The following is a 15,317-nucleotide window of genomic DNA, read 5'->3' as shown; positions in this document are numbered from 1 at the left end:
ACTTCAAAAATAATTCCAATCTAAGTGTTTTTTCCGCCCTTCTCGTTTGTGAGAAGGGCTTAATTTATGGTAAAATAGTTTTATGAATAAAAGAATGAATGAGTTGGTCGCCTTGCTCAATCGCTATGCGACTGAGTACTATACCAGCGATAATCCCTCGGTTTCAGACAGTGAGTATGATCGCCTTTACCGAGAGTTGGTTGAGTTAGAAACTGCCTATCCAGATCAAGTGCTAGCAGACAGTCCTACCCATCGTGTTGGTGGCAAGGTTTTAGATGGTTTTGAAAAATACAGTCATCAGTATCCTCTTTATAGTTTGCAGGATGCTTTTTCACGTGAGGAGCTTGAAGCTTTTGACGCGCGTGTTCGTAAGGAAGTGGCTCATCCGACCTATATTTGTGAGCTGAAAATCGATGGCTTGTCTATCTCTCTTACTTATGAAAAGGGGATTTTGGTTGCTGGGGCAACACGTGGTGATGGTTCTGTTGGGGAGAATATAACAGAAAATCTTAAGCGTGTTAAGGACATTCCTTTGACCTTGCCAGAAGAACTTGATATCACGGTTCGTGGGGAATGTTATATGCCACGCGCTTCTTTTGACCAGGTTAACCAAGCTCGCCAAGAAAATGGAGAGTCTGAATTTGCCAATCCTCGTAATGCGGCGGCAGGAACCTTGCGTCAGTTGGATACAGCTGTAGTTGCCAAGCGCAATCTTGCGACTTTCCTCTATCAAGAAGCTAGCCCTTCAACTCGAGACAGCCAAGAAAAGGTTTTGAAGCATCTCGAACAACTTGGTTTTGTGGTTAATCCTAAGCGAATCTTGGCTGAAAACATAGATGAAATCTGGAATTTTATCCAAGAAGTAGGAGAGGAACGGGACAATCTGCCTTATGATATCGATGGGGTGGTGATCAAGGTCAACGACCTAGCAGGTCAAGAAGAACTTGGCTTTACTGTTAAGGCTCCAAAGTGGGCAGTAGCCTACAAGTTTCCTGCTGAGGAAAAAGAAGCTAAACTCTTATCCGTTGATTGGACAGTTGGCCGTACGGGTGTTGTAACCCCGACTGCCAATCTAACACCAGTACAACTAGCTGGTACAACTGTTAGCCGTGCGACCCTACACAATGTGGATTATATTGCTGAAAAAGATATCCGCAAAGACGACACGGTTATCGTCTATAAGGCTGGGGACATCATTCCTGCTGTTTTACGTGTAGTAGAGTCCAAACGGGTTTCTGAAGAAAAACTAGATATCCCTACAAACTGCCCAAGTTGTAACTCTGACTTGTTGCACTTTGAAGATGAAGTGGCTCTCCGTTGTATCAATCCGCGTTGCCCTGCTCAAATCATGGAAGGCTTGATTCACTTTGCTTCTCGTGATGCTATGAATATTACAGGCCTTGGTCCTTCTATTGTTGAGAAACTCTTTGCTGCCAATTTAGTAAAGGATGTGGCGGATATTTACCGTTTGAAAGAAGAAGATTTCCTCCTTTTAGAGGGGGTTAAGGAAAAGTCTGCTGCTAAACTGTATCAGGCCATCCAAGCATCTAAGGAAAATTCTGCTGAAAAGCTCTTGTTTGGTTTGGGCATTCGTCATGTCGGAAGCAAGGCCAGTCAGCTCTTACTTCAACATTTCCACTCGATTGAAAATCTGGCTCAGGCAGATTCAGATGAAGTGGCTAGTATTGAAAGTCTGGGTAGTGTGATTGCCAAGAGTCTTCAGACATATTTTGCGACAGAAGGCTCTGAAATTCTCCTCAAAGAATTGAAAGAAGCTGGGGTCAATCTGGACTATAAAGGACAGACGGTAGTGGCAGATGCGGCCTTGTCAGGTTTGACCGTTGTATTGACTGGAAAATTGGAACGGCTCAAGCGCTCAGAAGCTAAAAATAAACTCGAAAGTTTGGGTGCTAAAGTGACTGGCAGTGTTTCTAAAAAGACCGACCTCGTCGTGGCAGGTGCAGATGCTGGAAGTAAACTTCAAAAAGCACAAGAACTTGGTATTGAAGTTCGAGATGAAGCTTGGCTCGAAAGTTTGTAAAGAATAGTAGAAGGCTAGATGTTAGATAGTCTGAAACTGTCTATCCTGAAGTGTTTTGACATGAATTGAGTCTATCTTGAGTCAGAAATTAAATTGCTGAATCTATCAGCACCACATAAAAAATTAAATTAAAATTAGAAATTAGGAAAAGAAATGTTAAATTACCCTGTAGTCATCCATTTTCATCGAAAAAACGGGGATTATGCAGCCTGTTCATTTAGTAGAAAACAGGCGGACAATGTTGAAAAATTGTATTATGAAAATAACTTTTTTGGAGCAAAGTTCTCCTTCACAGTTACAAGTCAAGAAAAGTTAGAAAACCTGAAGTTTTCTGTCGAGATTGATGGGACAGTTAAGGAATATTCCGTGCGTTATAACTACTATCCGCTTCTGACAGAAGTTTGGATTTTAGAGGGCGACGAGACTGTTTATTATTCTGAAAACCCAGCCATTGCTAGTCCTTACTACAAAGATCAAAATCCATTTGCTTTTGATAGAGCAATACATAGCGCTAGTTTTGATCACCACTGGGGCTACCAAGGAGAACTAGGTTACAGTCTTTCAGATTATCAGACTAGCTTTAAACTTTGGGCTCCTACGGCTACTGCTGTACAGGTGGTTGTCTACGAAAATACCAGCAACGACGCTCCGATTTGGAAAACCTTTAATCTAGAGCGTGGTAATAGCTATTCATACAGTCATAAGTACAATACCATTGGTGTTTGGAGTCTAGACTTAGATGAAAATCTTGCTGGCAAGGCTTATCAGTATCAGATTGACTTTCCTCACCACCAGACTGTGACGAGAGATCCTTACACGATTGCCACAAGTCCTGACGGCAAACGTTCCGTAATTCTTTCTCATCAAGACAGACAAGTAGAAGGATTTGTGGTCAAACATGGAACAGAAGCGCCTTGGCGTTTGGAAAATCCATGTAAAGCAGTTATCTGTGAAATGCATATCCGAGATTTAACCAAATCTCCGACCTCTGGAGTTGCAGAGCATCTCCGTGGAACCTTCCTTGGTGCTGCCCAGACTGGAACTGTAAACCAATTCGGACAAGCAACCGCCTTTGACTATATCAAAGAACTTGGCTGCAACTATGTTCAACTCCAGCCTATCTTTGATCGCCATAAGGAATACGATGAGGATGGAAATGTAACCTATAACTGGGGTTATGACCCTCAAAACTACAATGCACCAGAACCAAGTTTTTCTAGTAATCCAGATGATCCAGGGCAGGTCATTCGTGATTTGAAGACCATGGTTCAAGCCTATCACGATGCGGGGATTGGTGTCATTATGGACGTGGTTTATAATCACACCTTTTCAACGGTTGATGCACCTTTCCAAACAACTGTCCCTGATTACTACTATCGTATGAATCCAGACGGTACCTTCCAGAATGGAACAGGTGTTGGAAATGAAACAGCCAGTGAACACGAAATGTTCCGCAAGTACATGATTGATTCTCTTCTATACTGGGTACAGGAATACAATATTGACGGCTTCCGTTTTGACTTGATGGGTATTCATAATGTCAAAACCATGCAAGCGATTCGTTGGGCGCTAGATGAGGTTGATCCCCGTATTATCACTTATGGAGAAGGCTGGGATATGGGAACAGGTCTTGCAACTTATGATAAGGCCAAGAAGGATAATGCCTACCAAATGCCAAATATCGGATTCTTCAATGATAATCAGCGTGATGCGGTCAAAGGAGGAGAAGTTTATGGTGCAATCAAGTCAGGATTTGTAAGTGGTGCAGCCACTGAACCAATCATTGCCAAGGCCATTCTTGGTAGCCGAGAATTGGGTTCTTATCTCAGTCCAAACCAGGTTCTCAACTATGTTGAAGCCCATGACAATTACAATCTTCATGATTTGTTGGCGACTCTTCATCCTGATCAAAGTTCAGACCAGATTATGCGCAAGGTTGAGACGGCGACAGTAATGAACCTTCTCATGCAAGGAATGTCCTTTATGGAAATTGGCCAAGAATTTGGTCGAACCAAATTAATTCCGACGGGTGAACATGGACAACTCACTTCGGCAGACCGAGAACGTGCTATGAATAGTTACAACGCTCCTGACAGTGTTAACCAAATAAACTGGGATTTAATCAATGAAAGACAAGAAAGCATTGACTTTGTCCGTCAAATTATTCGACTGAAAACACAGACTAGCGCCTTTTCTTATCCTACATACGAAGAAGTTTACCGTCATGTCTTTGTTCACACAGCTGCAGAAAATAGCGGATGGATTGTTTACGAGATTCACGGGGGGCCAGAACATCTATTGGTAGTATTCAATGCCAAGGGAACTTCCTTATACTTTGAAAATGCAGGAAATCTAGAAATGCTTGTGACCAATAGTCGTTCGAAACAAGAAAATGTCATTGATGATACTAGTGTCGCAGTGCTAAAAGTACTCTCTTAAATGCATAAACTAAAAAGGGTTAGATTGTCTAATCCTTTTTATCATTTATAAGTTTTCAATGAAGATTAGAATCAAGTTTCAAATAGTTTGAAAAACCAAGCTTGTGAAAATAATCTCAAAAAAATTGCAAAAAGGGTTGTAATTTTCTGAAAATTTGGTAAAATATATCTTAATCATTTTCAGGAGGACGAGAATTTGACAAGATATCAGAATTTAGTAAATGGAAAATGGAAATCAGCTGAAAAAGAAATTACGATTTATTCACCAATAAACCAAGAAGAATTAGGGACTGTTCCAGCTATGACTCAGGCAGAAGTAGATGAGGCTATGAAAGCTGCGCGTGCAGCCCTGCCAGCTTGGCGAGCTTTATCAGCAGTTGAACGTGCGGCTTATTTGCACAAAACAGCAGCTATTTTAGAACGTGATAAGGAAGAAATTGGTACTATACTTGCCAAAGAAGTGGCAAAGGGAATTAAAGCAGCTATTGGAGAAGTGGTGCGTACCGCAGACTTGATTCGCTATGCTGCTGAGGAAGGTCTCCGTATCACTGGACAAGCAATGGAAGGTGGCGGTTTTGAAGCAGCAAGTAAAAATAAATTGGCCGTTGTTCGTCGCGAGCCAGTTGGTGTCGTGCTGGCTATCGCTCCCTTTAATTATCCAGTTAATTTATCTGCTTCTAAAATTGCACCTGCCTTGATTGCAGGGAATGTAGTCATGTTTAAGCCACCAACACAAGGTTCTATTTCTGGGCTCTTGTTGGCTAAAGCGTTTGAAGAAGCAGGGATTCCGGCTGGTGTTTTCAATACCATTACGGGTCGTGGTTCAGAAATTGGGGATTATATCATTGAACACAAAGAAGTCAACTTCATCAACTTTACAGGTTCAACTCCTATCGGAGAACGTATTGGTCGTTTAGCTGGTATGCGTCCAATCATGTTGGAGCTTGGTGGGAAAGATGCAGCCTTAGTACTAGAAGATGCAGATTTGGAACATGCTGCCAAGCAAATTGTTGCGGGTGCCTTTAGCTATTCAGGTCAACGTTGCACAGCCATTAAACGTGTTATTGTTATCGAAAGTGTAGCAGATACACTAGCTGCTTTGCTTCAAGCAGAGGTTACTAAATTAACAGTTGGCGATCCATTCGACAATGCTGATATCACACCAGTTATCGACAATGCTTCAGCAGACTTTATTTGGGGCTTGATTGATGATGCACAAGAAAAAGGTGCTCAGGCTCTTACACCAATCAAACGCGAAGGCAATCTTCTATGGCCAGTGCTTTTTGACCAAGTTACAAAAGATATGAAAGTGGCATGGGAAGAGCCATTTGGTCCTGTTTTACCAATTATCCGTGTGGCTAGTGTAGAGGAAGCCATTGCCTTTGCCAACGAATCTGAATTCGGCCTTCAATCCTCAGTCTTTACAAATGATTTCAAAAAAGCATTTGAAATTGCTGAAAAACTTGAAGTGGGTACAGTTCATATAAATAATAAAACCCAGCGTGGTCCAGATAATTTCCCATTCCTTGGTGTCAAAGGTTCTGGCGCTGGAGTGCAAGGAATTAAATATAGTATTGAAGCGATGACAAATGTCAAATCCATTGTTTTTGATGTGAAATGAAATGTAAAATCAGGAGATTCGTTTCCTGATTTATTTTTTTACTTAAAATTATATTTTTTGTTAGCTAAATAACGAACTTTGTGATAGTATTATTAAAAAACAATTCGTTTTCAAAGCGTTTCTGAAAATTTCTTGATTTACAAGTGAACACATCAGTGAATTTGTTGAAGACTTTCAAAAGATTTTTTTGCAAATTCCGTAATTTACTTGAATCTTCCCTAAAAAGGTAGTATAATAAATCTATAGAAAACGCTTACAGAATTAGGAGGGTGTATGGATAAGAATAATGCTTTAAAAACCTTTATGACAGGTGAAAATTTTCACCTCCAGCACTATCTGGGAGCTCATAGGGAAGAAAAAAATGGTGAGTATGGCTACACTTTTCGTGTGTGGGCACCTAATGCTCAGGCTGTACACTTGGTAGGGGATTTCACCAATTGGATTGAAAATCAAATTCCAATGGAACGGAACGAATTTGGAGTCTGGGAAGTCTTTACCAGTCTTGCTTACGAAGGCCAAATTTATAAGTATCATATCACACGTGCAAATGGTCATCAGCTTATGAAGATTGATCCTTTGGCTGTACGGTATGAGGCACGACCTGGTACTGGGGCTATTTTAACAGAAATTCCAGAGAAAAAATGGAAAGATGGACTTTGGTTAGCTCGTAGAAAACGCTTGAGCTTTGAAGAGCGTCCCGTCAATATTTACGAAGCTCATGCTGGCTCTTGGAAGAGAAATCCTGATGGTAGTCCTTTTAGTTTTGCTCAATTGAAAGATGAACTCATTCCTTACTTGGTCGAGATGAACTATACTCACATTGAGTTTATGCCCTTGATGTCTCATCCTCTTGGATTGAGTTGGGGTTACCAGCTTATGGGTTACTTTGCTTTAGAGCATGCCTATGGTCGCCCTGAGGAATTTCAAGATTTTGTTGAGGAGTGTCACTTAAACAATATTGGGGTTATTGTGGACTGGGTACCTGGTCACTTCACTATTAATGATGATGCCTTGGCCTATTATGATGGAACACCGACTTTTGAATATCAAGACCATAATAAGGCTCATAACTACGGTTGGGGCGCACTCAATTTTGACCTTGGAAAGAATGAAGTCCAGTCCTTCTTGATTTCTAGTATTAAGTTTTGGATTGACTTTTACCATTTGGACGGTATTCGTGTGGATGCAGTGAGCAATATACTCTATCTAGATTACGATGATGCCCCATGGACGCCTAATAAAGATGGGGGCAATCTCAACTACGAAGGCTATTATTTCTTAAAACGTTTGAATGATGTCATTAAACAAGCTCATCCAGACGTTATGATGATAGCTGAGGAAAGTTCATCAGCTACTCAGATTACTGACACCAAGGATTCAGATGGTCTTGGCTTTGACTACAAATGGAATATGGGTTGGATGAATGATATCCTACGATTCTACGAAGAAGACCCAATTTACCGTAAGTATGACTTTAATTTAGTGACTTTCAGTTTTATGTATGTCTTCAAGGAGAATTATCTCCTACCATTCTCACATGACGAAGTGGTTCATGGCAAGAAGAGTATGATGCACAAGATGTGGGGAGATCGTTATAATCAATTCGCAGGCTTGCGTAATCTCTACACTTACCAAATTTGTCACCCTGGTAAGAAATTGCTCTTCATGGGTAGTGAATATGGGCAATTCCTAGAATGGAAATCTGAAGAACAGTTGGAATGGTCTAACCTAGAAGATCCAATGAATGCTAAGATGAAGTATTTCACTTCTCAGCTAAACCAGTTTTACAAAGACCACCGCTGTCTGTGGGAAATTGATACCAGCTATGATGGAATTGAAATCATCGATGCGGATAATAGAGACCAGAGTGTTCTTTCCTTCATCCGTAAGGGTAAGAAGGATGATATGTTAGTCTGTATCTTTAATATGGCACCTGTTGAACGAAAAGATTTTACAATCGGACTTCCTGTTGCAGGGATTTACGAAGAAGTTTGGAATACTGAGTTAGAAGAGTGGGGAGGCGTTTGGAAAGAACATAATCAAACTGTGCAAACGCAAGAAGGACTATGGAAAGATTATGAGCAGACCTTGACCTTTACCCTACCGGCTATGGGAGCAAGTGTTTGGAAAATCAAACGTCGCTTGAAACCTACTAAAACCGTCACAAGTAAAAATCAAAAAGGAGTAGAAAATGAAGAATGAAATGTTAGCTTTGATTCTTGCTGGTGGGCAAGGAACTCGTCTCGGTAAACTCACTCAAAGCATTGCAAAACCAGCTGTGCAATTTGGTGGGCGCTACCGTATCATTGACTTTGCTCTTTCAAACTGTGCCAACTCAGGCATCAACAATGTTGGAGTCATTACACAGTACCAACCACTTGCTCTCAACAACCATATTGGTAATGGTTCAAGCTGGGGACTAGACGGTATCAATTCTGGTGTCTCTATTCTTCAACCTTATTCTGCAAGTGAAGGAAATCGTTGGTTTGAGGGGACTAGCCACGCTATTTACCAAAATATTGATTATATCGACAGTGTCAATCCTGAGTATGTCTTGATTCTATCTGGGGACCATATCTACAAAATGGATTATGATGATATGCTCCAGTCTCACAAAGATAATAATGCCAGCTTGACAGTAGCGGTTTTAGACGTCCCTCTTAAAGAAGCTAGTCGTTTTGGTATTATGAACACAGATGCCAATAACCGCATTGTTGAATTTGAAGAAAAACCAGCTCAACCTAAATCTACAAAAGCTTCTATGGGAATTTACATTTTTGATTGGCAACGTCTGCGCAATATGCTTGTTACTGCTGAAAAGAGCAATGTCGATATGTCAGACTTCGGTAAGAATGTCATTCCAAATTACCTTGAGTCAGGTGAAAGTGTCTATGCATATGAGTTTAATGGCTACTGGAAAGATGTTGGTACTATTGAGTCACTTTGGGAAGCTAACATGGAATATATTTCACCAGAAAATGCCTTGGATAGCCGTAACCGTCAATGGAAGATTTACTCAAGAAACTTAATTTCACCACCAAACTTCCTTGGGGCAAATGCTCATGTGGAAGATTCCTTGGTTGTCGATGGCTGTTTCGTAGATGGAACTGTTAAACATTCTATCCTCTCAACAGGTGCGCAAGTTCGCGAAGGGGCAGAAGTAGTAGATTCAGTTATCATGAGTGGTGCAATTGTCGGTCAGGGAGCTAAAATCAAACGTGCCATTATTGGTGAAGGTGCAGTTATTTCTGATGGTGTCGAAATTGATGGAACAGAAGAAGTACAAGTTGTAGGATATGATGAAGTAGTGGGGGTAGCAACAGATGAAGATTGATAAATATTCTGCCATTTTAGGAAACACAGTTGGTTTTCATGATATGTCAACACTGACAGACCACCGTCCAGTAGCTAGTTTGCCATTTGGTGGTAAATATCGCTTGATTGACTTCCCGCTTTCAAGTCTTGCTAATGCTGGTGTCCGTAGTATTTTTGGTATTTTCCAACAAGACAATATCAGCTCAGTCTTTGACCATATCCGTTCAGGACGTGAGTGGGGCTTGTCAACTCTTCTTAGCCACTATTATCTAGGTATTTACAATACTCGTGTGGAAAGTAGTACAGTTGGAAAAGAATACTACCAACAACTTCTTACTTACTTGAAACGTTCTGGCTCAAACCAAACAGTTTCACTCAACTGTGATGTTTTGATTAATATTGATTTGAACCAAGTTTTCCATCTACATAGTACAACAAAAGGGCCTATCACTGTAGTTTATAAAAAACTAGCTAAGAAAGACATTTCAGAAGTAAACGCAATCTTGGAAGTGGATGAAACAGACCATGTTCGTTCTCATAAACTCTTTGATAGTAAATCATCAGATGAAGTTTACAATATGTCGACAGATATCTTTGTCGTTGATACCCCTTGGTTGATTGAACGCTTAGAAGAAGAGGCTAAGAAAGAACATCCAGAGAAGTTGCGCTATGTTTTACGGGATTTGGCTGCAAAAGAAGGGGCTTTTGCCTACGAGTACACAGGCTACCTAGCCAACATTCATTCTGTAGAGTCTTATTATAAAGCGAATATCGATATGCTTGAATCGCAAAAGTTCTATTCTCTCTTCTCACCAAACCAAAAGATTTATACAAAGGTCAAAAACGAAGAGCCAACTTACTATGCCAATACATCTAAGGTAAGTACTTCTCAGTTTGCTTCTGGTAGTATTGTTGAAGGTCAAGTGGCTAATTCTGTTTTATCACGTAATATTCATGTCCATAAGGATAGCTTGGTTAAAGATAGCATCTTATTCCCTCGTGTTGTTATTGGAGAAGGTGCTCAGGTAGAATACGCTATATTGGACAAGGGTGTTGAAGTTGCGGATGGAGTAGTGATCCGTGGAACTGCAGAACATCCAGTCGTCGTTAAGAAAGGTGCTAAAGTAACAGAGGATATTCATTCATGAAAATTTTATTTGTAGCAGCTGAGGGTGCACCCTTTTCAAAAACAGGTGGTTTGGGAGACGTCATTGGCGCTCTTCCTAAATCACTGGTAAAAGCGGGACATGAAGTTGCAGTAATTTTACCCTACTATGACATGGTAGAGGCTAAATTTGGAAATCAGATTGAAGATGTGCTTCATTTTGAGGTTAGTGTTGGTTGGCGCAGACAGTACTGTGGGATTAAGAAAACAGTCTTAAATGGTGTGACCTTCTACTTCATTGACAACCAATATTATTTCTTCCGAGGTCATGTTTACGGTGATTTTGATGACGGAGAACGCTTTGCTTTTTTCCAACTGGCTGCCATTGAGGCTATGGAAAGGATTGACTTTATTCCTGATCTTCTCCATGTTCATGACTACCATACAGCTATGATTCCTTTCTTGTTGAAGGAAAAATACCGTTGGATTCAAGCCTATGAGGGCATTAAAACTGTTTTAACCATTCATAATTTGGAATTCCAAGGACAATTTTCAGAAGGAATGTTATGGGATTTGTTTGGAGTTGGCTTTGAGCGTTATGCTGATGGTACCCTTCGCTGGAATAACTGTCTGAACTGGATGAAGGCTGGTATTCTCTATGCGGATCGTGTTTCAACCGTTTCGCCTAGCTATGCTCATGAAATTATGACTAGTCAGTTTGGATGTAACTTGGATCAGATTCTTCGAATGGAGTCTGGTAAGGTCTCTGGTATCGTAAATGGGATTGATGCTGACCTTTATAATCCTCAGACGGATGCCCTTTTAGACTATCATTTTAATCAGGAAGATTTGTCTGGGAAGGCCCAGAATAAGGCAAAATTGCAAGAAAGAGTTGGCTTACCCGTTAGGACTGATGTTCTACTGGTGGGAATTGTTTCTCGTTTGACACGTCAAAAAGGTTTTGATGTGGTGGTGGAAAGTTTGCACCATATCTTGCAAAATGATATTCAGATTGTTCTTTTGGGAACTGGAGATCCAGCCTTTGAAGGAGCTTTCTCATGGTTTGCTCAAATCTACCCAGACAAGCTATCAGCAAATATCACTTTTGATGTCAAACTAGCTCAAGAAATCTACGCTGCTTGTGACCTCTTCCTTATGCCAAGTCGTTTTGAACCATGTGGTTTGTCTCAAATGATGGCTATGCGTTACGGAACCTTGCCATTGGTCCATGAAGTTGGTGGGTTGCGAGATACCGTTAAAGCCTTTAATCCAATTGAAGGAAGCGGTACTGGCTTTAGCTTTGACAATCTATCTCCTTACTGGTTGAATTGGACTTTCCAAACAGCTTTGGACTTGTATAGAAACCATCCTGATGTTTGGAGAAGTCTACAAAAACAAGCTATGGAGTGTGATTTCTCATGGGATACAGCCTGCAAGTCATACCTTGACTTGTACCATAGTTTAGTTAATTAATAGATAAAATCGTATGATGATTTCATACGATTTTTGGGCTATTTAGAGAGGAGGAGTGATGTCTCAAGTAAAAGGATTGTGTGTTATGGATGTTGATGGAACCTTAATCCTAGAAGAAGTAATTGATCTTTTGGGTAGAGAGGCAGGTCGTGAGGAAGAAATTTCGCAGATTACAAGTCGGGCAATGAGAGGAGAGTTGAACTTTGAAAGTAGTTTAAGAAAAAGAGTTTCCTTCTTGGAAGGCCTTCCTGTCTCTGTATTTGATAAAGCTTTCGACTCTATTCATCTATCGCCAAATGCACAGATATTTATCTCTATTCTCCAAAAGAACGGAATCCTAGTTGGTCTGGTGTCTGGGGGCTTTACACCAATAGTTGCGAGATTAGCAAAATTCCTTAGTATTTCCTATTTCTCTGCCAACCAACTTGAAGATAAAGACGGCCATCTAACAGGAAAATTGATTGGAGAAATTATCAGTCCAGAGGTTAAAAAAGAGACTCTAGAACAATGGAGAGAGGAACTAAAACTTTCTAAAGAAAGAACAGTCGCAATCGGTGATGGAGCCAATGATTTATTGATGTTGAAGTCGGCGGGACTTGGAATCGCATTTTGTGCCAAAGAAGCACTCAAAAAAGAAATACCGAATCATGTTGACAAGAGGGATTTTTTAGAAGTACTTCCTTTGATTGACTGTTTAGAATGAGGGAAAATATGAAGATTGTAATTGCACCGGATTCGTTTAAGGAAAGCTTGACAGCTCAACAGGTAGCTGAAGCAATAAAAAGAGGCTTCCAACAATCGATAGCAGATGTAGAATGTCTCCTCTGCCCTGTTGGTGATGGGGGAGAAGGTACTGTTGATGCTATTCGACATTCTATTGACCTAGAAGAAAATTGGATCCAAGTGACAGGCCCTTTTGGACAAAAAGAAGCCATGCGCTATTTTCAAAAAGAACAACTGGCACTATTTGAAGTTGCTGATTTGGTTGGCCTTGGAAAGATTCCGCTAGAGAAACGAGATCCACTGAAAATCCAAACTTGTGGTATTGGAGAATTGATTCGCCACCTCATTAGTCAAGGGATTAAAGATATCTATATCGGCGTTGGTGGTACGGCCAGTAATGACGGAGGAATTGGAATCGCTGCTGGTTTAGGTTATCGATTTTATGATAGGGATGGAAATGTCTTACCGGCTTGCGGTCAATCCTTACTAAAATTAGCTTCTGTTTCAATAGAAAATCGCTATGAAATTCCAGAAGATGTTCAAATTCGTATTTTAGCAGATGTCGTGAGTCCCTTATGTGGTCATCAAGGTGCGACTTATACTTTTGGTAAGCAAAAAGGCCTACATCCTACTATGTTTGCAGTCGTAGATCAGGCAATCCAAGATTTTTATAAAAAAGTTTCACCTGCAACATTGCAAATTAAAGGAGCAGGAGCTGGTGGAGGCATTGCTGGCGGTTTGTGTGCCTTTGCTCAGGCAAATATCGTATCAGGAATTGATACCTGCTTGAACTTAATCAACTTTGATAAGAAAGTTTTACATGCTGACTTGGTTGTTGTAGGAGAAGGAAGGCTAGATCGTCAAAGCCTAGCAGGTAAAGCTCCGATAGGTGTTGCAAAAAGAACCCCTGTCGGAGTTCCTGTTATTGCTATTTGCGGTAGTCTTGCTGAGGATTTACCTTCCCTACCATTTGAGAATATCCAAGCGGCTTTTTCAATTTTGGAGAAAAGTGAACCTCTAGAAGATAGTTTGAAAAATGCCAGTCTCTATTTGGAGCACACGGCTGCCAATATAGGGCATTTATTAAATATGCGCAAGATTTAGCCAAACCATTTCTTCCAGAAGGATGTTTTGGCTGGACCTTCCTTTTTATCTTCCCAAAGTTTTGCAAAAGCAAGTCGAAGGTCCTTTTCTTCTACTTGAACTGGTGCATTGCTATGGATAATCAGGCCAAAAGGAGAAGAAGTATGCTCTTCAGATACAATGGTAGCTTGACTATCAGTTTCTTTAGCTTCTTTTAAGTAGAAAACTTGCTTGTCAAATTCGATATTTGGTGAAATCTTCACAAATAGTGGTTCTGCTTTTTCCTGAAGGTTTTCTAAAATGGATAAAAAGCCTTTTTCTAACTGAGGGCTATTTGCTGTATCAATATCTGCATATCCAAGAACTCTTTCCTCAAAAGTACCAAGATAGCGTCTTTGCTCATCCGGATTTAATTTTGCTCCACCATGAGCTTTTTCAAGTAATTGTTTTGATAAATCTGTCATGAAAACAGTATATCATAAAAGTTAGAATAAAACAGACAAAAGAAAGCGATTACTTTATAAAGTTAAGGAAAATTTGCACAAAGATAACGTTTTTTCTTGAAAAAGGAGGGGTTTTAAGGTATTATAGAGGTGTAAAAAATTTAACTCATAAGGAGAGTAAAAAATGTCAATTATTACTGATGTTTACGCTCGCGAAGTCCTAGACTCACGCGGTAACCCAACACTTGAAGTAGAAGTTTACACTGAATCAGGTGCTTTCGGACGTGGTATGGTTCCATCAGGAGCTTCTACTGGTGAACACGAAGCAGTTGAACTTCGCGATGGTGACAAATCTCGTTACGGTGGTCTTGGTACACAAAAAGCTGTTGACAACGTAAACAACATCATTGCTGAAGCTATCATTGGCTACGATGTACGTGATCAACAAGCTATCGACCGTGCTATGATCGCTCTTGACGGTACTCATAACAAAGGTAAATTGGGTGCAAACGCAATCCTTGGTGTGTCTATCGCTGTAGCTCGTGCTGCTGCTGACTACCTTGAAATCCCACTTTACAGCTACCTTGGTGGATTCAACACTAAAGTTCTTCCAACTCCAATGATGAACATCATCAACGGTGGTTCTCACTCTGACGCTCCAATCGCATTCCAAGAGTTCATGATCTTGCCAGTTGGTGCGCCAACATTTAAAGAAGCTCTTCGTTACGGTGCTGAAATCTTCCACGCTCTTAAGAAAATCCTTAAATCACGTGGTTTGGAAACTGCCGTAGGTGACGAAGGTGGATTCGCTCCTCGTTTCGAAGGAACTGAAGACGGTGTTGAAACTATCCTTGCTGCGATCGAAGCTGCTGGATATGTTCCAGGTAAAGACGTATTTATCGGATTTGACTGTGCTTCATCAGAATTCTACGATAAAGAACGTAAAGTTTACGACTATACTAAATTTGAAGGTGAAGGCGCTGCTGTTCGTACATCTGCAGAACAAATCGATTACCTTGAAGAATTGGTTAACAAATACCCAATCATCACTATCGAAGATGGTATGGATGAAAAC

Annotated in this window: 11 protein-coding genes; 10 read left to right on the top strand and 1 reads right to left on the bottom strand. The window is 40.5% G+C overall.

Features of this window, described 5'->3' with window-relative positions; all coding sequences use genetic code 11:
- The first annotated feature begins 82 nt into the window (after positions 1-82).
- The 9 genes from ligA to N8N51_RS03335 all read left to right on the top strand — a co-directional run bounded on the left by ligA (position 83) and on the right by N8N51_RS03335 (position 13,820).
- Positions 83-2,041, top strand: a complete 1,959-nt coding sequence (ligA, locus tag N8N51_RS03375; protein ID WP_261103570.1) for an NAD-dependent DNA ligase LigA — start codon at positions 83-85, stop codon at positions 2,039-2,041.
- A 153-nt stretch (positions 2,042-2,194) separates the two neighbouring features.
- A complete protein-coding gene (gene pulA / locus N8N51_RS03370) occupies positions 2,195-4,480 on the top strand; it encodes a type I pullulanase (RefSeq protein WP_000935956.1) in 2,286 nt (761 codons plus the stop codon).
- Positions 4,481-4,675: 195 nt separating this feature from the next.
- The gene (locus tag N8N51_RS03365; protein WP_000199367.1) at positions 4,676-6,100 is read left to right on the top strand and encodes an NADP-dependent glyceraldehyde-3-phosphate dehydrogenase; all 1,425 of its coding nucleotides are present in this window, start codon (positions 4,676-4,678) and stop codon (positions 6,098-6,100) included.
- A gap of 273 nt (positions 6,101-6,373) precedes the next feature.
- Positions 6,374-8,302, top strand: a complete 1,929-nt coding sequence (gene glgB / locus N8N51_RS03360) for a 1,4-alpha-glucan branching protein GlgB (protein WP_049544246.1) — start codon at positions 6,374-6,376, stop codon at positions 8,300-8,302.
- On the top strand, positions 8,292-9,434 hold the full coding sequence (locus N8N51_RS03355; protein WP_049491443.1) for a glucose-1-phosphate adenylyltransferase: 1,143 nt from the start codon (positions 8,292-8,294) through the stop codon (positions 9,432-9,434). Before glgB ends, N8N51_RS03355 begins: the two co-directional genes overlap by 11 nt.
- Positions 9,424-10,563 carry a glucose-1-phosphate adenylyltransferase subunit GlgD gene (glgD, locus tag N8N51_RS03350; RefSeq protein ID WP_049491441.1) on the top strand — a complete coding sequence of 380 codons (1,140 nt, stop codon included), beginning with the start codon at positions 9,424-9,426 and terminating at the stop codon, positions 10,561-10,563. The genes N8N51_RS03355 and glgD overlap by 11 nt, the downstream gene beginning before the upstream one ends.
- Entirely contained in the window at positions 10,560-11,993 is a 1,434-nt protein-coding gene (glgA, locus tag N8N51_RS03345) for a glycogen synthase GlgA (RefSeq protein ID WP_049544250.1), read from the top strand. Before glgD ends, glgA begins: the two co-directional genes overlap by 4 nt.
- Positions 11,994-12,051: 58 nt before the next feature.
- A complete protein-coding gene (gene serB / locus N8N51_RS03340) occupies positions 12,052-12,696 on the top strand; it encodes a phosphoserine phosphatase SerB (RefSeq protein WP_261103569.1) in 645 nt (214 codons plus the stop codon).
- 8 nt (positions 12,697-12,704) lie between these two features.
- A complete protein-coding gene (locus N8N51_RS03335) occupies positions 12,705-13,820 on the top strand; it encodes a glycerate kinase (RefSeq protein ID WP_261103567.1) in 1,116 nt (371 codons plus the stop codon).
- Here N8N51_RS03335 and N8N51_RS03330 read toward each other — a convergent pair.
- The gene (locus N8N51_RS03330) at positions 13,817-14,263 is read right to left on the bottom strand and encodes a DUF1694 domain-containing protein (protein ID WP_000131072.1); all 447 of its coding nucleotides are present in this window, start codon (positions 14,261-14,263) and stop codon (positions 13,817-13,819) included. The genes N8N51_RS03335 and N8N51_RS03330 overlap by 4 nt on opposite strands.
- A 163-nt stretch (positions 14,264-14,426) precedes the next feature.
- Here N8N51_RS03330 and eno point away from each other — a divergent pair.
- Positions 14,427-15,317 (top strand): surface-displayed alpha-enolase (eno, locus tag N8N51_RS03325; protein WP_261103566.1); only part of this gene is annotated, 891 nt, incomplete at its 3' end.

The organism is Streptococcus mitis, assembly GCF_946188685.1.
Lineage (GTDB): Bacteria > Bacillota > Bacilli > Lactobacillales > Streptococcaceae > Streptococcus > Streptococcus mitis_CC.
This window is presented reverse-complemented; position numbering and strand designations above follow the sequence as displayed.

Excerpts from the sequence above, each read along its gene's own strand:
- ligA (WP_261103570.1), top strand. The coding sequence starts at position 83 with ATGAATAAAAGAATGAATGAGTTGGTCGCCTTGCTCAATCGCTATGCG.
- pulA (WP_000935956.1), top strand. The coding sequence starts at position 2,195 with ATGTTAAATTACCCTGTAGTCATCCATTTTCATCGAAAAAACGGGGAT.
- glgB (WP_049544246.1), top strand. The coding sequence starts at position 6,374 with ATGGATAAGAATAATGCTTTAAAAACCTTTATGACAGGTGAAAATTTT.
- N8N51_RS03355 (WP_049491443.1), top strand. The coding sequence starts at position 8,292 with ATGAAGAATGAAATGTTAGCTTTGATTCTTGCTGGTGGGCAAGGAACT.
- glgD (WP_049491441.1), top strand. The coding sequence starts at position 9,424 with ATGAAGATTGATAAATATTCTGCCATTTTAGGAAACACAGTTGGTTTT.
- glgA (WP_049544250.1), top strand. The coding sequence starts at position 10,560 with ATGAAAATTTTATTTGTAGCAGCTGAGGGTGCACCCTTTTCAAAAACA.
- serB (WP_261103569.1), top strand. The coding sequence starts at position 12,052 with ATGTCTCAAGTAAAAGGATTGTGTGTTATGGATGTTGATGGAACCTTA.
- N8N51_RS03335 (WP_261103567.1), top strand. The coding sequence starts at position 12,705 with ATGAAGATTGTAATTGCACCGGATTCGTTTAAGGAAAGCTTGACAGCT.
- N8N51_RS03330 (WP_000131072.1), bottom strand. The coding sequence starts at position 14,263 with ATGACAGATTTATCAAAACAATTACTTGAAAAAGCTCATGGTGGAGCA.